20 protein-coding genes are annotated in these 18,132 nt (G+C 38.4%); 9 read left to right on the top strand and 11 right to left on the bottom strand.

Annotated elements, in window-relative coordinates; translation table 11 throughout:
* Positions 1-47: 47 nt before the first annotated feature.
* The 11 genes from RIV7116_RS08715 to RIV7116_RS08665 form a co-directional block, all read right to left on the bottom strand.
* A complete protein-coding gene (locus RIV7116_RS08715) occupies positions 48-242 on the bottom strand; it encodes a heavy-metal-associated domain-containing protein (RefSeq protein WP_015117927.1) in 195 nt (64 codons plus the stop codon).
* A 104-nt stretch (positions 243-346) separates the two neighbouring features.
* Positions 347-1,228, bottom strand: a complete 882-nt coding sequence (locus tag RIV7116_RS08710; RefSeq protein WP_157229265.1) for an alpha/beta fold hydrolase — start codon at positions 1,226-1,228, stop codon at positions 347-349.
* An 11-nt stretch (positions 1,229-1,239) separates the two neighbouring features.
* The gene (locus tag RIV7116_RS08705; RefSeq protein ID WP_015117925.1) at positions 1,240-1,578 is read right to left on the bottom strand and encodes a hypothetical protein; all 339 of its coding nucleotides are present in this window, start codon (positions 1,576-1,578) and stop codon (positions 1,240-1,242) included.
* Between the two features lie 179 nt (positions 1,579-1,757).
* Entirely contained in the window at positions 1,758-3,824 is a 2,067-nt protein-coding gene (locus RIV7116_RS08700) for a copper-translocating P-type ATPase (protein ID WP_015117924.1), read from the bottom strand.
* Between the two features lie 106 nt (positions 3,825-3,930).
* Complete coding sequence (locus RIV7116_RS08695) at positions 3,931-4,383, bottom strand: DUF305 domain-containing protein (RefSeq protein ID WP_015117923.1); 453 nt, start codon at positions 4,381-4,383, stop codon at positions 3,931-3,933.
* A gap of 119 nt (positions 4,384-4,502) precedes the next feature.
* Positions 4,503-4,841, bottom strand: a complete 339-nt coding sequence (locus RIV7116_RS08690) for a four-helix bundle copper-binding protein (protein WP_015117922.1) — start codon at positions 4,839-4,841, stop codon at positions 4,503-4,505.
* A 520-nt stretch (positions 4,842-5,361) separates the two neighbouring features.
* Entirely contained in the window at positions 5,362-5,844 is a 483-nt protein-coding gene (locus RIV7116_RS08685; RefSeq protein WP_015117919.1) for a beta-lactamase hydrolase domain-containing protein, read from the bottom strand.
* Between the two features lie 40 nt (positions 5,845-5,884).
* Entirely contained in the window at positions 5,885-6,256 is a 372-nt protein-coding gene (locus tag RIV7116_RS08680; protein WP_015117918.1) for a hypothetical protein, read from the bottom strand.
* A 476-nt stretch (positions 6,257-6,732) separates the two neighbouring features.
* A complete protein-coding gene (locus tag RIV7116_RS36375) occupies positions 6,733-7,002 on the bottom strand; it encodes a hypothetical protein (RefSeq protein ID WP_083894051.1) in 270 nt (89 codons plus the stop codon).
* Between the two features lie 165 nt (positions 7,003-7,167).
* Positions 7,168-8,370 carry a copper resistance protein B gene (locus RIV7116_RS08670; RefSeq protein WP_015117917.1) on the bottom strand — a complete coding sequence of 401 codons (1,203 nt, stop codon included), beginning with the start codon at positions 8,368-8,370 and terminating at the stop codon, positions 7,168-7,170.
* A 5-nt stretch (positions 8,371-8,375) separates the two neighbouring features.
* Positions 8,376-10,232: a copper resistance system multicopper oxidase gene (locus tag RIV7116_RS08665; protein ID WP_015117916.1), complete on the bottom strand. Its 1,857-nt coding sequence runs from the start codon at positions 10,230-10,232 to the stop codon at positions 8,376-8,378.
* 470 nt (positions 10,233-10,702) lie between these two features.
* On the opposite strand from RIV7116_RS08665, the gene RIV7116_RS08660 reads away from it, so the two are divergent.
* The 9 genes from RIV7116_RS08660 to arsC all read left to right on the top strand — a co-directional run bounded on the left by RIV7116_RS08660 (position 10,703) and on the right by arsC (position 18,070).
* Positions 10,703-11,098, top strand: a complete 396-nt coding sequence (locus RIV7116_RS08660; RefSeq protein ID WP_015117915.1) for a hypothetical protein — start codon at positions 10,703-10,705, stop codon at positions 11,096-11,098.
* A 72-nt stretch (positions 11,099-11,170) separates the two neighbouring features.
* Positions 11,171-11,476, top strand: coding sequence for a hypothetical protein (locus tag RIV7116_RS08655; protein WP_015117914.1), 306 nt, complete (start codon positions 11,171-11,173; stop codon positions 11,474-11,476).
* A gap of 115 nt (positions 11,477-11,591) precedes the next feature.
* On the top strand, positions 11,592-12,074 hold the full coding sequence (locus tag RIV7116_RS08650; RefSeq protein WP_015117913.1) for a DUF2808 domain-containing protein: 483 nt from the start codon (positions 11,592-11,594) through the stop codon (positions 12,072-12,074).
* Positions 12,075-12,487: 413 nt separating this feature from the next.
* Positions 12,488-13,480, top strand: coding sequence for an RpoD/SigA family RNA polymerase sigma factor (locus tag RIV7116_RS08645; protein ID WP_044290827.1), 993 nt, complete (start codon positions 12,488-12,490; stop codon positions 13,478-13,480).
* A gap of 700 nt (positions 13,481-14,180) precedes the next feature.
* Positions 14,181-14,501: a helix-turn-helix transcriptional regulator gene (locus RIV7116_RS08640; RefSeq protein WP_015117911.1), complete on the top strand. Its 321-nt coding sequence runs from the start codon at positions 14,181-14,183 to the stop codon at positions 14,499-14,501.
* A 116-nt stretch (positions 14,502-14,617) separates the two neighbouring features.
* Entirely contained in the window at positions 14,618-15,664 is a 1,047-nt protein-coding gene (locus tag RIV7116_RS08635) for a PstS family phosphate ABC transporter substrate-binding protein (protein WP_015117910.1), read from the top strand.
* 31 nt (positions 15,665-15,695) lie between these two features.
* Complete coding sequence (gene arsB / locus RIV7116_RS08630) at positions 15,696-16,877, top strand: ACR3 family arsenite efflux transporter (protein WP_015117909.1); 1,182 nt, start codon at positions 15,696-15,698, stop codon at positions 16,875-16,877.
* 82 nt (positions 16,878-16,959) lie between these two features.
* Positions 16,960-17,610 carry an arsenical resistance protein ArsH gene (gene arsH / locus RIV7116_RS08625; RefSeq protein ID WP_015117908.1) on the top strand — a complete coding sequence of 217 codons (651 nt, stop codon included), beginning with the start codon at positions 16,960-16,962 and terminating at the stop codon, positions 17,608-17,610.
* A 64-nt stretch (positions 17,611-17,674) separates the two neighbouring features.
* On the top strand, positions 17,675-18,070 hold the full coding sequence (gene arsC / locus RIV7116_RS08620; RefSeq protein WP_015117907.1) for an arsenate reductase, glutathione/glutaredoxin type: 396 nt from the start codon (positions 17,675-17,677) through the stop codon (positions 18,068-18,070).
* The last annotated feature ends 62 nt before the right edge of the window (positions 18,071-18,132 follow it).

Raw genomic sequence — 18,132 nt, 5'->3', positions numbered from 1 at the left:
CGCTTTTTGTATGTATGAAATGAAATTTTGGCGGGTACTTCAAAAAATTAAGCAGCCGGGTAGCCAGCTTCAGCTATAATTTCTTTAATTTTGTCAACTGAATGTTGAGATTGAACATTAACTATTTTTGTTTTTGTATCAGCTTCTACAGTGGCATTGGCATCAACTGACTTAATCGCTTTAGTTACAGTATTTACACAAGCCGAACAAGCGATATCTGGAACTTTTAATTGAATAGTCATAGTCTTTGAATTTGAAATTAAAAACAACCAATTTGCTTTTGATGATATGCTAAACCCTCTAGTAAGCTAGAGAGTCAAGGGTAATAGAACAGAAAATCACTAAGCTAACTAACTAAAGTGGTAAGAATTTCTTGCCAATGGTTAAATATCAGCAAATGACCTTCATCGGGATAAAAACGAGCTTCACAGTTAGGGATCATGTTTGCAAGATATCGTCCTGCATTTGGAGGAACATTTTCATCTTTCTCGCCATGCCAAAGGTATACTTTACGAGAAATATTATTTAGCTGAAAGCCCCAAGATTGAACAAGGATTTTCATGTCTAACGTAAATCCACAAGCTCCTTGAAGAAAGGCTTGGGGTAAGTCTTCTAAAAACATTTCTCGCACCATAGGTTGAAATAAAACCTCTTTATCAGGTATAGGAAAATAATTTGTTAGCCCATAATCAAATAACTTCTGCGGTTCTTTACGTGCTGTGCGTACAATTGGACTTAACAAAGGATTTAGGAGAAACGGCGCATATTGTCCTACTCCAAATAAAACTCTGTTTATGAGGTTCATTCCTTCAGTGACATGGGAGACATCGAAAGGAGATATACTGCTGATAACCCCAGCCCGTGTTATCCGTTCGGGGATTTCGGATGTACAAGCCAGAGCATATGCTCCACCTCCAGAAACACCTGTAACTGCAAATTGTTCTATCTTTAAAGCATCAGCAAGTTCAATAATATCTTCAGTCCAATTCACTAACGTGTTATCTGGCACAAAGTCCGACAAACCATATCCCGGACGGTCAATGTTAATAATGCGAACTCCTAACAGAGTTGCAATAGATTCGTCAGGATAGCGAGTCAGTCTCGACCCTGGTGTACCGTGGAAAAACAGTACGGGCTTTCCATTCAAGTCGCCGAATTCGGCATATCCCATCTGACGACCATCTTTTAACTGAAGCGTTTGATTTGATTTATTTGATTTAGAAATCATGAGCATTTATTTTAAGGACAATAATCCTGACAATCCTTTGCTTCTTTGGTCATCACTTTTTCTGGTTGTACCGCGCACTTAATATAGGAATTATTGTTAAAGTAGCGGCATTTTGAACAAGGAGTTTTATGATTAATAGGAATCTTAGAAAAATCTTCTTGTGATGCCTTGCGAATATCGCACCACTTTATTAGAGCTATCATCAAAGTTAAAAATAATAAAAACCCCATGCCAGCTATCGTATCGTTATTACTGGGATTTTTATCATTTTTTGGCGCTTCAACTAAAGAAGTTTTTGGTGAAACAGTCTCGCTCAATCTCAGTTGATTGAAATTATCATAGGCATTCATCCCAATTCCCCTTAGCAAGAATAATGATTGAAATCACTTTTCATGCCTAAGATTACCGATTATAAAACCATAGAGACGCTTTTATGCAGGAAATGCAGCTTCTCGCAAAGTGGACGCTGAGGAAAGAATTAAACAGAGGTAAGTAGCTGGTTGCAATTAAATCTAAAATCCAAAATTTCTTAAGCCAACTTTGCCCGTCGCAACATCACAGCATTAATTGCTACAATCACCGTCGATAAACTCATCAATAATGCACCAATCGCCGGAGAAAGCAGAAATCCCCAAGCATACAGTACACCAGCTGCTAAAGGAATCGCAATTACGTTGTAACCTGTTGCCCAAAAAAGGTTTTGAATCATCTTGCTGTAGGTTTTCTGTGCCAAATTCAGCGCTTTCACAGCGTCTAAAGGGTCATCTTCAATCAAAACCAAATCAGCCGACTCAATCGCAACGTTAGTACCCGCACCAATGGCAATTCCAATATTAGCTTCTAATAACGCTGCTGCATCGTTAATTCCATCACCTACAAAAGCAGTCGGACCTTCCTGCTTTAACTGTTTGATAATGCTAACCTTATCTTCAGGCAATACGCGGGCATAGTAGCGTTCGATACCCAAATCTTCAGCAACCGTCCGAGCCACAGCTTCTGCATCGCCAGTAATCATTACTACTTGAATGCCTTTTGCTTGCAGTTGATTAACTGTTTCTCGCGCTCGTTCTCTTACTTGGTCTGCCATTGAAATCACAGCTACGGCGCTTTCCTCGGTCATCAATACTACCGGACTTTCTCCGCGTTCATTGACTATTTGCAGTCCCTGACGTAAAGACGAAGGAAAGGTAAGATTGTCTTCTTCCACCCATTCAGGTCGTCCGATGCGATACTTTTTACCGTTAACTTTACCTTCAACACCATGACCAGTTACAGTATTAAAATTGGTCATTTGAGGTAAATCTAGTTCGCGACGTTCGGCAGCTTGGACAACTGCTTTAGCTAAAGGATGTTCCGAGGAAGTTTCTAAAGCGGCTGCGATCGCAAGGGCTTCGTTATCGTCCAAACCTTCTGTATACATTCTCTGCACGCCAAATTTACCTTCTGTTAGTGTTCCAGTTTTATCAAACGCCATATTTTTAATATCTTTCGCACGTTCGAGAGAATCGCGATTTCTGACCAAAATTCCGTTTTTTGCCGCTAAAGCTGTAGAATTGGCAATTACCAAAGGAATAGCTAAACCAAGCGCGTGAGGACAGGTAATTACTAACACAGTTACCGTGCGATTTACCGCGAATACCAAATCACTCAAACCCAACCAGACAAAGAAAGTGATGCTACCAACAGTAATTGCAACTATAGTTAACCAATAAGCAGTTTTATCCGCTAAAGCCTGATATCGACTTCTAGAGCCTTGTGCTTCTTCTACCAAGCGCATAATCTGACTGATTGTGGTGTCTCCTCCGATACGAGAAACTTCGACTTTTACCGAACCCTCACCGTTTACAGAACCAGCAACTACTTCATCACCTTCATGTTTAGAAACTGGACGAGATTCACCTGTTAAAAAAGATTCATTTATATTAGTGTTTCCCTCTATCACAATTCCATCATTGGGAACCTGTTCCCCAGGACGAATCAAGATAACATCTTCGGCTCGAATTTCGCTTACCCGAACATCTTCGACTCTACCATTTATTAAACGATGCGCCGTTGAAGGTACCAATTGAGCGAGATTTTCTAACGCACGGCTAGCACCCTGTACCGAAGCCATTTCTACCCAATGTCCCAACAGCATAATATCTACTAAGGTTGCCAATTCCCAGTAGAAAGGCTTTCCCTGCAAACCGAAAGAAACCGCAAGACTGTAAACAAAGGCTACCGTAATCGCTAGCGCAATCAGAGTCATCATTCCGATTTTGCTATGCAGTTCGTTCCAAGCACCTTTTAAAAATACCCAACCACCATAAAAGTAGATAATAATTCCTAAAATCGGGTTAATCCATTCGGAACCAGGAAAAGTAATTGCTTGATAGTTTAACCAGGTTTGTAATTGAGTAGAAAAATAGAGAATTGGTAGGGTAAGAACTAAGCAAATAAAGAAGCGACGCTTGAATATTTCCGGGCTGTGTCCGGCGTGTTTACCGTGTCCTGCGTGTACCCCATGTTCGAGATGTCCGGCTTGTTCGCTATGATTCTGACGTTCTTCACGTTCTCGAACTGCGTGATTATTTCTTGAGTGATGTTGCTTTGCCATTAGCTTATATTTTTACCTCGAACATGACTACAAAAATAATGAATATACTGAATTTCTTAAAAAAAAGAACAAAGAGAAATATTTTAATTACTTAATAATATTCGGACTATTTCATAAGTTCTTTCATGATTCTTATTTCCTCTTTCTGCGTCTGGACAATCTCCGTGCATAGCTCCTGAATACGCGCATCTGTCAGCGATGCTTGTTGACATACCAAAATAGCAGCAGCGTGATGTGGAATCATTGAGCGCAAAAATTGTTGATTTCCTACTGCTGCTTGGGTTCGCACAAGAGTCCAGAACAATAATATTGATGCTGTTCCACCGATGAGAAGTGCAATGTTTAATTTCTTGTTCTTGTACATGGAACCCATTGCGAACAGCATGATCAGCAGCATTGTCGATACCATGAGTCCTGACATATACACTTGGTTGAGGCTGATAAAGAAATTACCAAACTCGTTAACTCGTGAAAGCATCAGGACTAGCATTACGACATAAGAAATTATCAGTGCAATCAATAGGCTAATGTAAGAATTGTTTTTAGACTTGGATTCCATTTTAGATTTTTCCTTGTTAAATTAAATCAGTTATCAGTTAGTAATGAAGAGCTAACAGTTACTATTTATTTAACTAGTAACTGATAACTGAAAAGCCTTACAGTTAAACTGAATCAAATTTATCGAGCTGCGACAGCGGCAATTTTCTTATATTCTTCCACACTGTCACGACAAGCTTTTGCACACTTTTTACAGTGTTCTGCATCATGCTTTTCGCATTCAGTGGCACAGGCTTCACAAATCTCTGCACAAGCACGGGCTAAGTGAGAAATGTAGCGCGAACCTCTTACCATGTACGTTGCAGCAGTACGACAGATTTCTGCACAATCTAGACAGCTACGAGCGCATTGCACCATCTCTGACATACCCATGCAAGCTTCAGCACAGTGTTCGCATTCCACGACACAACGCATTGCCACATCAAAGCTAGACTGGTATTCTTCGTGAACTAAAAGCATAAATTTATTTCCTGTTTCAATATGGACGCTTACCTATTGATAGGTAATTGTTCCTTTCTTCTGCGTCTATCATTAGAGTTAAATAAAATGTATATCAGAAGGAAGACAGCCATTTCATCCTGATTTCATATTTGTATGCTCTTACGGTTTTATAGGGAATACAGCGATTTCATCATCTTCGGGATGTTGTTTATGTTCAAATAAATTAATATTTAAAACATCGCACGATATTTTTTCCCAAATAAAAGACATTCATTTGTATTGTAAAACTCAAATTTTTGATAGTCATAAAGACCCATAATCACTACGTAAAGAACATATATTCTAAGCAATTTCTATTTAATTAGAAATATGTATTCTACCAGAACCTACGTAAATCCCGTTACTCTTTTCATCCACTAGATAAGCGTTTAAGCATTGTTTTTGCTCCGCATTTTTATGCAGAAAAAAATATTGGTACTCCATTGGATTATTTTTAATGTTATCTCCAAAGGAATACCTTGTTTGAATTAAAATTTCTTCACTTCGGAATGCATTTAATGTCAGAATCACCATAAGTAGGTGGTGAATGTTTGGCAACGTATTCCTCAAATACTTGTTTCAATTTGGGTGAGCTACTGCAATCAAAACCTAGCTTCTCGGCAGTTTCAAAAGCTTCTTTTGGTGTCATTCCTTTATCTATGGCTAAATTCATCAATGCCATTGCTCCGGCTCGCATTCCACTGGCACAATGAATGAGTGCGGGTTTGGGTAGTTGGTCTATTTGTTCTAGTATTTCGTCGATAAGCTTATCATCGATTGTTTCTACTTTGAGAGGAATATTAGTGTAATTTAAACCAGCTGCTTCAGCTTGTTGTTGTTCATCTTTCATAAAACCTTTTTCGTCAGGTGCGCGTAAATTTAATACAGACTTTAAACCTGACTTGGCTGCTTGCTGTAACTGTTCTGGTGTTACTTGTCCGGTTACTGTGATATCGTCGTTAATTTTTTTTGTATTTTCCATATAAACTTCCCATTCTCTACATTTTGTGATTCATTTGCAATTATTTTTGTTGATTAGAGCTTCCTTTCATCTCACCACCTTCTCCCATGCGTTGGTTCATCTGTTCCATCATCTGATTCATTTGTTTCATATTTCCCATCATTTGTTGGTGATGCTGACGTATTTGTTCCGGAGTCATCTTTTTCATCATTTGCTGCATTTGTTCTGGAGTCATCTTTTTCATCATTTGTTGTTGGTGTTGACGCATTTGTTCGGGAGTCATCTTTTTCATCATTTGATGGTTCTGATGCATTTGCTGTTGGTTTGTTGGTTTTCCCCCAGTTGTTTGAGCTTGGGACGGTGCTGCACTCAATCCAATTAACGCTAAACCTGCAAAAGCTATACGGGCAAGAGTTTTATTACGTAAATTCATTTTATTGGTTCCTTTTTTGAAGTATCTAGGGTCAGTTTAAAATTTCTAGCTGACTATAGAGTCAACTTACTTTTGTGAAAAGTATCTTGGGAATACTTTCTCTTCACTAATTTCATTTTTTCATTCATGAATGAAATTAGAATGAAATTCTTTAAATTCTTTGAAAATACTTTTTGTATTATTTATGCCAGTTACTAATTGTTATGATACTAATATCTGTTTTCTATTTCTTGACCTTATAGTTAGATATTTAGATATAAAGTTTATACTCAGGTAGAACTATAGACAAGATGTAGTGTTATTCCTGAGCCATTTGATGATATTTAAGAAAGAACCGCTCACCCAAAAAGGTCAGGAGCAACCCTAAGCCTGCGATCAATAGCAGCATAGGGTCAGAAGTTCCTTTCAGAATGAGGATAGCGCCAAGAACGATTATGTCAAGAACAGCAGCAGTAAAAACGATAGCACCATTGGCATTAATATCTTCTTTTAGGTTGCGAAAGACACCCCAATGTATAGCAATATCCGTAAATAGGTAGAAAATAGCTCCTAATGATGCAATTCGTGTCAGATCCGCTAATGATTGCCGCAGCTAAGAAAGCTAAGGGGAACAAGGCTCCTGCTAATTCTGCCACTTGCCCTGTTAGTGCAAAAATGCCTGCACCAATCATAACTCCTGTACCCATAGCGATCGCACCGAATAGGGATAAGCTTCCAGATTTGTATTCGGTTTCCATATTATTCATAATTGTGTTTTCCTTTATGGTTCTAGCCCTAGCTTCTGGACTGGCTGTTGAGACAAAATTTAAAGTTTGTTATTACGTTACTGAGATTAGACCCATTTGCAATATAATCCGATCATTAATGGCACGGTACAACCGTGCCAGTCATGTAAAGCCTGTTTTCAATAGTTAGAACAACAGTCGCACACCACCTAAAAGAGTGAAGTTATCAACACTTTCCCCTTCTTCTCGTGCTAAGTCAGCAGTATTGCCAAGTTTGCGCGTCCAAGAAGCTCCTACATAGGGAGCAAATTTTCTACTAATCTCGTAACGCAATCGTAATCCCAACTCAATATCGTTGATCCCCGAACCAACACCAAAATCTTCCACTTGTTGAATAGCAATATTCGTCTCGAATTCGGGCTGTAAGATTAACCGCTGAGAAAGAAGTAACTGGTATTCAGCTTGAAGTCGTGCAGAAACATCGCCATCTTGACTGACAAAAAGAGCAGCATCTACTTCAAATAAGTAAGGAGCTAAACCTTGAACGCCAATAACACCAAAAGCTCGTCCCGGTCCGCCGTCAGAACTATATAATTGGTCATAGCGTAAACCAACCTGTAAATCCCAGAAAGGAGCGATTAATTTACCATAAAGGAGTTGTAGCTCTGCTTCGCCATCAGCAGTTTCTAAACCAATATCTCCTTCAGTTTTAATCCAAAGTCGTTTATAGTCACCTCCAATCCAGCCTTGAGCATCCCAGTTGAAGGTAGCTTCCCCATCATTGTCCCGAAACTCTAATTGATCAACTAATAGCAACCAAAATATTTGATTATCATCTACAGGTTCGGGCCAGTCTTCTTCATTAGTGACTTGAGAAATGTTATTTTGCTTCTGTGATAATCGCCATTGTTTTTGGTTGGCAATTTCAACAGTAGGCAGAATAGATTCATCGGTAAGAATGCTTTGTCTAAATTTTGTCTTCTTCTGCTCTTGCGGTTTACCAGTATTTTCCTTCTTAAAGTCAATAGTTTCGATATTAAGTTCAGTTTTTAACTTTTGACTATCATCTAAGGGTTCGGGCCATTCTTTTTCGTTGATAATTTGAGGAACGTTATTTTGGCTCTGTGAGAATCGCAATTGTTCTTGATTGGCAATTTCAACAGTAGGGATAACGGATTCATCTGTAAGAATGCTTTGTCTAAATTTTGTCTCCTTCTCCTTTTGCGATCTGTCAGTATTTACCTCATTAAAGTCAATAGTTTCAATGTTGAATTCTGTTTTTAACTGTTTCCGTTCGTCCGCCCGTATTTCTGGAGCATAAACCAAAACGCCGATTAGACCTAGCAATCCGGCAATAGTAAAACGGTAATTTGTTTTGTGAATTTGCACTTAGCTTACCCCCGATTAACAACAGCTACTGTACGGAACATCCCTACTTTCATGTGATAAAGTAAATGACAATGAAATGCCCATTTACCGGGGGCATCTACATTAATCTCTACAGGTAGTCTTTCAGCAGGTTTGACATTAATTGTATGTTTGCGGGGCTTATATTCTCCTGCACCATTATCTAATTCCATCCACATTCCGTGTAGATGAATTGGATGTTCCATCATTGTGTCATTCACAAAAATTAGGCGCAGTCGTTCCCCATTATAAAAAGTGATTTCCTTGTCTTCGGAATATTTCTTACCATCAAATGACCACATATATCGTTCCATAATTCCGGTAAGATGTAGTTCTAGTTCTCGCTCTGGCTTTCTTTTGTCATATCCGGGTTTTAAACTACGTAAATCGGTATAAACTAAAACGCGATGTCCTGTATTTTCTAAACCAACACCAGGTTCATGCAACCGACTTTTTACCATCATTGGTACTGTTGCATTTCCTAAACCATGATCGTCAGGACCGTGGGGAACTCCTGCATCATTCTTGGACATATCATGATTCATTCCGGGCATATCTTTCATGGAGGAATCATCACCATTCATGCCTGACATATCGTGGTTCATGGAAGAATTATCATTCATTCCTGGCATATCTTTCATGGAGGAATTACTATTCATACCAGACATATCGTGGTTCATGGAAGAATTATTATTCATTCCTGGCATATCTTTCATGGAGGAGTCACCATTCATGCCTGACATATCGTGAGCCATCCCCATGTCTGCCATAGTACGTAAAGGACGTTCGCGACGTTCGGGAAGGGGTGCCCTAAGTCCCTCATGAACTGCTAATGTGCCGCGAGCATAACCACTACGATCCATTGTTTCTGCGAAAATCGTGTAGGCTTGCTCATCTTGAGGTTCTACAATCACATCATAAGTTTCTGCAACGCCAATACGGAATTCATCGACGCTTACTGGTTGTACATTTTGACCGTCTGCTTGCACTACGGTCATTTTGAGTCCAGGTATGCGAACATCAAAGAAAGTCATTGCCGAACCATTAATAAACCGAAGTCGTACTTTATTACCAGCTTGAAAAAGTCCAGTCCAGTTTGAGTCTGGGACTAAACCATTCATTAAGTAGGTGTAGGTTGCCCCAGTAACATCAGCGATATCTGCTGGGTCCATCCGCATACGTCTCCATGCCAAATCTTTGGACAAGTCGGCGATGGTTCGTCGCTGATAATTGTAGTAAGCGGGCATTTTTTTGAGATTGGCGAGAATATCGTGGGGATTATCAAACGTCCAATCGGAGAGCATAACGACATAATCTTGGTCATACTCGAAAGGTTCGGGTTCAATCGGGTCAATAATAAGCGCACCATAATGACCCCGTTGTTCTTGTAATCCGCTGTGACTGTGATACCAGTACGTGCCATTTTGAGCCACAGGAAACCGATAAGTGAAGGTTTGTCCCGGTTTAATCCCTGCAAAACTCACTCCAGGTACACCATCCATATTCGGGCGAAGAAGGATACCATGCCAGTGGATTGAAGTATCTTTTTTAAGTTCATTGGTTACATTAATGGTGACGTTTTGTCCTTCACGCAGACGGATTAAAGCACCAGGAACTGAGCCGTTAACTGTTAGGGCTTTGGCTTGCTTGTTTCCGATTTTAACTGCTGTTTCCTGAACTTTTAGATCGATAACATCGGGGTAATTACGTCCTTTTCCGGTTTCATTCGCAACTACTTGTCTGGCATATGCAGGTACAAGACTATCTAGCCCTACTGCTATGCCGATTCCGGTTGTGAAACGTAAAAAGTTGCGTCTGGTAAGTGCATTAGTCTTATAATTCACAATAATTACCTGTTAATAACGTGTTTGGATATAGCTAAATACGACGTTGCTAAATTTCGATAGATAGTATAATTATTTGAGCGATAACTTTACCTAGCTGTACTTATCCCTTCAAAAATAATCAGTCGTTAGGTATTCCGGGATGTGCTACAAAAATCCGCTATTAACGGCGTAGCAGAAATTATAGCGTTTACAGCAGATAATACGATAGTTACTTTTTGAATTAGTTGATTTACCATAGTTCGGTAGTTTCTTTAAAAACAAAATTGAGCGGTGTTTCTGCTGATTACTATTTTGACAAGGAGTTATGAAATCAGCATGAAATATTCTTGTTGTCATATTCTTTATTAAATTAAAATAAATTGTCATACTTTTTGAAAAAAGAGCTTATTATTTCATCCTGATTTCATAAGTATCCATCATACTTAGGAATGTAAGCATGAACGCTTCAGCACCCTTACCTAAAAAAAATGAAATCACAAATTCGTCAAATTATTTTTATCGGTTCAACACTAGTTGCAACTACATTAGTGCAAGCTTCACCCCTCAAAGCACATGAGAAAAAGTTCCACGGAGCCAAAAAAACAAGCGAACCAAAAACAGAAGTAATAGTAACCCCAGAGGCAAAAACACAGCCAGAATCTTCCAATTCATCCCGGATGTTGAATATGAAAAATCCGGAAACATCTGTAAAGCCTTCTTCTACTCCAATGAAAATGCACGCGGAAAAGAAAGGCATTAATTCAGTAAATTCATCTACAATAAACAATTCAAGCCTGATTCCACAGCCAGGAGAAATGGTTTTTTCACTACTTTTATTAGGAACTTTTTTACTTTATTATACTAAGCGACGAATGTATCAATGAAGTCTTTTTGATTTCTATTGATGCGATTTTTTTTAAGTCTAAATATATATTATTGAAGTAAAACTGCTAACTATGGCATTAAATAAAGCTCGCATCCGTCAACTGCACTCGTTGTTTGCCCCAATCATGTTGTTGCCTGCAATACTAAGTTTGATTACGGGTTCTTTGTTTCACATAGCAGTAATTAGTGGTAAAACTGAGGAGTTTCTCTGGCTTCTGGAATGGCATAGGGGTAAATTTGGTCGTATTAATCTAGAAATGATTTATCCATTCTTAAATGCTTTTGGTTTGCTGATGCTTGCCGTTACAGGAATTATTATGTGGTTTCAAACACGCCGACGTAATACTAAGTCTAAGACATCTAACATCTCAAGTTAGTGGATGAATATTAAATGATTACATTATTACTATTGTTGTAGCATTTTACTCTCTGAAAATATTTGAAAAAATAGTATTAATGTAATCTAAAAATTACTTTTAAAACCCTCTCAGAATGAAAAAAATATTATTTTATACTGCCGCTACTTTCACATTAGCCGTATCAATTGGTACTGCTATAGCACAACCAACAACAGCAGCTACCAATTTTGCTCGTATTACTAATTTTTCAGAATTTCCTAAAGGTATTCGCCATTGGAGCATTCTTAGACATACCTTAAAAATTGCCATTTCTGAACAAAGTAATGCTGTGTCAAAAATTATTATTGAAGCCCCAAATAATATAGTGCTAAGGGATAATATTGATGTCTCTAATCAATCGGGAGAAAAGATTAACGCCTCTGTTGCTATCGATGAGAAGAAAGCAGTATTAACATTTTCCGAACCCGTTCCTCCTGGAACAAAGCTTACTATAGAGATGAACAAAGTTAGAAAATTACGTGCTACCAGGGGCGAAATGCTGTACAAAGTGTTTGTTAATTTTGTTGATTCAAAACAAACAGTACCTGTAGGCATAGCCCGACTGCGTGTTAGTTAGGGCTTGCATAAAAAGGCGATCGCTAGTTATGAAAGTTTTACTCGAAGAAGACGAACCAGATTTTAGCGCCAGTTAAGTTTTTAAATAATTCTCCCAACCTTGATAAATTTCATCTTAATTTCATTTTTAGATAACATACTAGTAAGTGAACGTGAATATTTATATTGTTTACGTTTACATTGTGATTTCAAATAAATCACTCCTCACACACACACCACTTGGTTGTACTTAGCGAAACTCTGCTTTCAAAGTACAACCTCTTTCTTTTGATTCTTTGATTTATATAAATTTATCAAACATAATAAATTACAAAGGGTTTATCATCAAAAATACTTCTTATTTTCAAACTTAATACTTAAGCAAAACTTTTTTCAAGATTAACCAGCGTGCGTTCAGTAGAAGCTAATTATCTTATGTCTAACCCTATTTCTCAACCAAATAAGGACAGTAAAAAAACTTGTAAATCTTCAAAAGATACTGTCGGTAGTTATTTTCAAGATATAATTTGCATACCGCTGTTAACTTCCGAAGAAGAAATTAATTTGGCTAAAAAAGTTCAGCAACGGATGTCTTTGTTAGCGATTAAAGAAGAATTATCTAAGAAGTTACAGCGTCAACCAACTCTTCAAGAATGGTCAGACAAGGCTCAATTGAATGATACAGAACTACTCGAACAAATAGATCGGGGACAACGAGCTAAACAAAAAATGATTGCGGCTAATCTGCGTTTAGTAGTCACAATTGCTAAAAAATACCAGAAACGTAATCTGGATTTTCTCGACTTGATTCAAGAAGGAACTTTAGGATTAGAGCGAGCAGTTGATAAATTTCAACCAGCGTTGGGATACAAGTTTTCTACTTACGCTTACTGGTGGATTCGTCAGGGAATTACGCGAGCAATATCCCAGCAATCTCGCACAATTCGTTTACCGATTCATATCACGGAGAAACTAAATAAAATCAAACGAGTTCAACGAGAATTATCACAAAAACTTGGTCGCAATCCATCTGTGACTGAAATTGCTGAGGTAATGGAAGTGAAACCAAGTCAAATTCGAGATTACTTAAGTTTGGCTCGTAAACCGATGTCTTTAGATGTACGAGTGGGAGAAGAACAAAATACAGATTTAAAAGATTTGTTAGAAGACAATAGTTTTTCTCCAGAAGACTACGTTTTAAAAGAATCCCTCAACCAAACTATTAAAGACTTGTTATCCAAACTTTCTCCTCAACAGCAAGAAATATTAACCTTGCGTTATGGTTTAGAAGATGGACAAGAATTGACATTAAATCAAGTTAGTCAGCGAATGGGTATTTCTCGTCAAAGAGTGCTACAGCTACAGCGACAAGCTCTGGCTTTTCTACAACGATATGGAAAGAAATCGCGTATTTTTTTGAATAATTAGCCAAGCTAAAAAAGTGAGCAGTAACGCGACAAATTATTTATACGGTTGCCGATATTACCTCCAAAGTTATTTACGGTGCTATCTTGGGTTACATCAAGTCCGCATAATTAGTTATCATAAAGAGCATCTATTAAACTCACAGGAAAAATGCTGCAAGAGACTGACAGGTTTTGTATCAATCTCTTGCCTACATCTATGTGCAAAAAAACGATCCGAATATTATTACAACCTTCTATCGGACTAATGCATTGTCTTTGTAGCAAGTTCCCAAAAATCTATAACTAAAACTGAATTAGTCTACACTTATCAAGAAAGCCACGACGCATTATTACAGCCTTTAATTGGCTTCATTTGTTGCTATGGAACAATACTATTCATCTGCATAAGCATTCATTTCTCATCATCATAAAGATTCTTAATATATATAAAAATTTTTTTTGACTTGTTTTTTCGGTATTGTGGTATAGCTTAACTAAAGCATCAAGTTTTTTTGATGCAACGATAGATATGTTCCCTTGGAGTTAACAATGCTAGCAAAAACTATGGCAGTAATAGCAAAGAAAATCACATCTGTGTTGGGGTACTCGTTTAGAAGGTTAATTAACTCTCAACCTTTGAACAAAGTATAGTTTCAGCACAAAATTTCGCATCAAATGTAAATTAAGATGGAAAGGCAGCCCAATAATTTCAACTTACAGCAATGCAAGTTACTCATACAAACGATATCATCATTGCTGGCTTTCATGCTCTGTCTGAGCCACTGCGGATTCAAGTTTTGCAATTACTCAAAAAACAAGAAATGTGTGTTTGTGACTTATGCGATATTTTAGAGGTAAGTCAATCTAAGCTATCTTTTCATCTCAAAAATCTTAAAGAAGCTAAATTAGTTTATGCTCGTCAGGAAGGACGCTGGATTTATTACAGTCTCAACTCGGCTCAGTTTGAGGTTTTAGAGGATTACCTCGCACAATACCGGCTCATCAACCAAGTATTACCCGCACCTGCTTGTAAAGATTCTTAATACTCATATCAATTTTTTTTGATATGTTTTTCGGTATTGTGATATCGTTTACTTGAAACATCAATTTTTTTTGAAATGATAGAGATGTTCCCTTGAAGTCAATGTAAGTACGTACCATGAAAGCAACAGCAACGAAAATGGCTCTGATGCTAGGGGTATTAGTTCTGACGGCTAGCTGTACGAACACGTCTAACACTCCTAGCACTACTGTGTCCCAGGGAAAAGTATCTGAGGTTAGTAATTCTGAAACCACAATAAAAATTGATGGTTCGAGTACGGTATATCCAATTACACAGGCTGTAACTAAAGAATTTCAACAACAGAATCAAGCAGAAGTCAAAGTAGACGTTTCCGGTACTACAGGTGGCTTTGAAAGATTTTGCAAAGGAGAAACAGATATCAGTAACGCTTCACGTCCGATTCTGAAGCAGGAATTGAAAACCTGTACCGCCAACGGTGTAATATTTACCGAGCTACCTATAGCTTTTGATGCTTTGACTGTAGCGGTGAATCCCCAAAATACATGGGCAAAAGAGATTACGGTAGCGGAATTAAAGAAAATTTGGGAGCCATCAGCCCAAGGAAAGATTACCAACTGGAAACAGGTACGCGCTTCTTTTCCCGATAAGCCGTTAAGTTTATATGGTGCTGGGGATAAATCGGGTACTTATGACTACTTTACAAAAGCGGTAGTCGGTGAATCTGGAGATAGTCGTAGTGACTATACAGCCAGCGAAGACGATGAGGTTCTAGTTTCTGGTGTCAGTAAAGACTCCAATGCTTTAGGTTATTTTGGTTATGCGTATTACGAACAAAACCAAGATAAATTAAAAGCTTTAGGAATAGATAACGGTAAAGGAGCAGTATTACCTTCAAGAGAAACGGTTGAAAAAGCAGAATATCAACCACTTTCTCGTCCTCTGTTTATCTATGTAAATATTAAGTCTGCTCAAAAGAAAGCAGGGGTGAGAGACTTTGTAAATTTCTATATTGAAAAAGCGCCCACAACAGTTAGTTCTGTGGGGTATGTACCTTTACCAGAAGATGCTTATAGCCTAGATAAGCTTCATTTTACTAGAGGTAAAGCAGGAACGGTATTTGAGGGACAAGCCCGTCTGGATTTAACTATCGATGAAGTATTGCGGAAACGAGCCGAATTTTAACACTTAACTATAGATATTTCGGGGTTTACAGATGAGTACGAATAATTCGCAAGCAAATAAAGCACCAGTTAAAGCTGGGAGCAATCTGAGCTTTTTTGAAAAATATCTTACAGTTTGGGTGTTTTTCTGCATTATTGCCGGGATTGCATTGGGAAGAACATTTCCTGGGATAGCAACGGCATTGGATGCTATGAGCGTGTTTCAGGTATCTATTCCCATTGCGGTGTGTTTATTTTTCATGATGTATCCCATCATGGTAAAAATTGACTTCAGCCAAGCTGTTCATGCTATCCGCGCTCCCAAACCTGTAATTCTTACTTTGGTGATTAACTGGTTGATTAAACCATTTACGATGGTGGCATTTGCTCAGTTTTTCTTAGGATGGTTATTTCGTCCTTTGATTGAGGGAAGCGAAATAATTCGCGGTAGCGAAGTTGCGCTGTCAAATTCTTACATTGCTGGTGCGATTTTGTTAGGAATTGCCCCTTGTACGGCAATGGTATTGATGTGGGGATATCTTTCTTACAGCAACCAAGGACATACCTTGGTGATGGTAGCGGTGAATTCCCTGGCAATGCTGTTTTTATACGCACCCTTGGGTAGATGGTTGTTAGCAGCTAATAATTTATCCGTACCTTGGCAAACTATCGTGTTGTCGGTACTGATTTACGTAGGATTGCCCTTGATAGCCGGGATATTCAGCCGTTACTGGATTATGAAAAATAAAGGTAGAGAATGGTTTGAGAGGCGATTTTTAAAGTATCTAACTCCAATTTCTATCACCGCTTTACTGTTAACTTTGGTACTATTGTTTGCATTTAAAGGCGAATTAATTGTAGAAAATCCCCTACACATCTTATTAATTGCCGTACCGCTTTTTATCCAAACCAATTTCATCTTCTTGATTGCATATGTAGCAGCGCTGAAGCTAAATTTATCTTACGAAGATGCCGCACCCGCTGCTTTAATTGGTGCTAGCAATCACTTTGAAGTCGCTATTGCTACAGCGGTGATGCTGTTTGGCTTGAATTCCGGTGCAGCCTTAGCAACAGTAGTAGGGGTTTTGATTGAAGTACCACTAATGTTGATGCTGGTTGAATTTTGTAAGCGTACCGCAGCTTGGTTTCCACGGGAACCGGAAAAGGCGACTTTACGCGATCCGCGCCCAGCTTTAATGATACGGATGAATAACGACGATAGTTCTCTTAAGTAAATATAAAGTCATTCAAATAGCTGCTCAAGCTTGGGTAAAACAGCAGTCAAATCTTCCGTAGATTTCCGTTAATTCAATAATTATGACCGATTTCAATCATCCACCCAGAATATTATTTTTATACGGCTCCTTACGAGAGCGTTCCTACAGTCGGCTTGCAGCAGAAGAAGCAGCCCGAATCATTGCTGGATTTGGTGCAGAAGTTAAGTTTTTTCATCCCCATGACTTACCGATTCGGGGAAGCGTACCTGAATCGTATGCCAAAGTCCAAGAGCTACGGGAATTAACCCAATGGTCAGAAGGTCAAGTTTGGTCATCTCCAGAAATGCACGGTAATCTTACTGGTATTCTCAAGAATCAAATTGACTGGATTCCTTTAAGTATAGGAGCAGTTAGACCAACTCAAGGTAGAACTTTGGCTGTAATGCAGGTGAACGGTGGTTCTCAGTCTTTTAATGCCGTAAATTCGATGCGCCTTTTAGGACGTTGGATGCGGATGTTTACCATTCCCAATCAATCTTCCGTTGCCAAAGCTTACCAAGAGTTTAACGAAGACGGAACCATGAAAGATTCGCCATATCGCGATCGCATTATTGATGTCATGGAAGAATTGTATAAATTTACCTTGTTGTTACGCTCCGAAGCAGATTATCTTACGAACCGCTACAGCGAACGTAAACAAGAAGCAATCAAAGCAGGTATCAGTGTAGATAATTGTCTGCCTAAATTTTAGTGCCTTTGGTTATCTTAAAAGTTTTTCAACTCAACTGTTTGTTAATCTCACAATTGGAAATACCATGAAAAAAATCATGTTTGTGTGTAAGAAAAATTCTCGCCGTTCTCAAATGGCAGAAGCATTCGCTCGTACTTTAGGAGAAGGTAAAATAGGCGTTACTAGTTCGGGTTTAGAATCGAGTTTTGTAGACCCCAAAACAGTAGAAATCATGTCTGAGATTGGCATTGATATCAGCAATCAAAAATCCAAACCTTTAAGTGATTTTAATCCAGAAGATTACGATGCCGTGATTTCTTTATGCGGTTGCGGTGTAAATTTACCACCAGAATGGGTGACAAGAGATATATTTGAAGACTGGCAACTCGATGACCCCGAAGGTAAAGATATTGAAACATTCCGTCGTATCCGTGAGGAAGTTAAACAACGAGTAATAAAGTTAATTGAAAGTTTAAGTTAGTTTCTCAGACTTTATTTTACGAAGTAGGTGGTTGTTAAATTGTCTATCTTCATTCAATGCTA

The organism is Rivularia sp. PCC 7116 (assembly GCF_000316665.1).
Lineage (GTDB): Bacteria > Cyanobacteriota > Cyanobacteriia > Cyanobacteriales > Nostocaceae > Rivularia.
The sequence above is the reverse complement of the archived record's forward strand: the minus strand, read 5'-3'. Positions and strand labels throughout refer to the sequence as shown.

Coding starts and splice junctions, on each gene's coding strand:
- arsH (WP_015117908.1), top strand. CDS start 16,960: ATGACCGATTTCAATCATCCACCCAGAATATTATTTTTATACGGCTCC.
- RIV7116_RS08680 (WP_015117918.1), bottom strand. CDS start 6,256: ATGAATTTACGTAATAAAACTCTTGCCCGTATAGCTTTTGCAGGTTTA.
- RIV7116_RS08710 (WP_157229265.1), bottom strand. CDS start 1,228: ATGATTTCTAAATCAAATAAATCAAATCAAACGCTTCAGTTAAAAGAT.
- RIV7116_RS08660 (WP_015117915.1), top strand. CDS start 10,703: ATGAAATCACAAATTCGTCAAATTATTTTTATCGGTTCAACACTAGTT.
- RIV7116_RS08690 (WP_015117922.1), bottom strand. CDS start 4,841: ATGCTTTTAGTTCACGAAGAATACCAGTCTAGCTTTGATGTGGCAATG.
- RIV7116_RS08645 (WP_044290827.1), top strand. CDS start 12,488: ATGTCTAACCCTATTTCTCAACCAAATAAGGACAGTAAAAAAACTTGT.
- RIV7116_RS08695 (WP_015117923.1), bottom strand. CDS start 4,383: ATGGAATCCAAGTCTAAAAACAATTCTTACATTAGCCTATTGATTGCA.
- arsB (WP_015117909.1), top strand. CDS start 15,696: ATGAGTACGAATAATTCGCAAGCAAATAAAGCACCAGTTAAAGCTGGG.
- RIV7116_RS08715 (WP_015117927.1), bottom strand. CDS start 242: ATGACTATTCAATTAAAAGTTCCAGATATCGCTTGTTCGGCTTGTGTA.
- RIV7116_RS08685 (WP_015117919.1), bottom strand. CDS start 5,844: ATGGAAAATACAAAAAAAATTAACGACGATATCACAGTAACCGGACAA.
- RIV7116_RS08705 (WP_015117925.1), bottom strand. CDS start 1,578: ATGAATGCCTATGATAATTTCAATCAACTGAGATTGAGCGAGACTGTT.
- RIV7116_RS08635 (WP_015117910.1), top strand. CDS start 14,618: ATGAAAGCAACAGCAACGAAAATGGCTCTGATGCTAGGGGTATTAGTT.
- RIV7116_RS36375 (WP_083894051.1), bottom strand. CDS start 7,002: ATGAATAATATGGAAACCGAATACAAATCTGGAAGCTTATCCCTATTC.
- RIV7116_RS08650 (WP_015117913.1), top strand. CDS start 11,592: ATGAAAAAAATATTATTTTATACTGCCGCTACTTTCACATTAGCCGTA.
- RIV7116_RS08640 (WP_015117911.1), top strand. CDS start 14,181: ATGCAAGTTACTCATACAAACGATATCATCATTGCTGGCTTTCATGCT.
- RIV7116_RS08700 (WP_015117924.1), bottom strand. CDS start 3,824: ATGGCAAAGCAACATCACTCAAGAAATAATCACGCAGTTCGAGAACGT.
- arsC (WP_015117907.1), top strand. CDS start 17,675: ATGAAAAAAATCATGTTTGTGTGTAAGAAAAATTCTCGCCGTTCTCAA.
- RIV7116_RS08655 (WP_015117914.1), top strand. CDS start 11,171: ATGGCATTAAATAAAGCTCGCATCCGTCAACTGCACTCGTTGTTTGCC.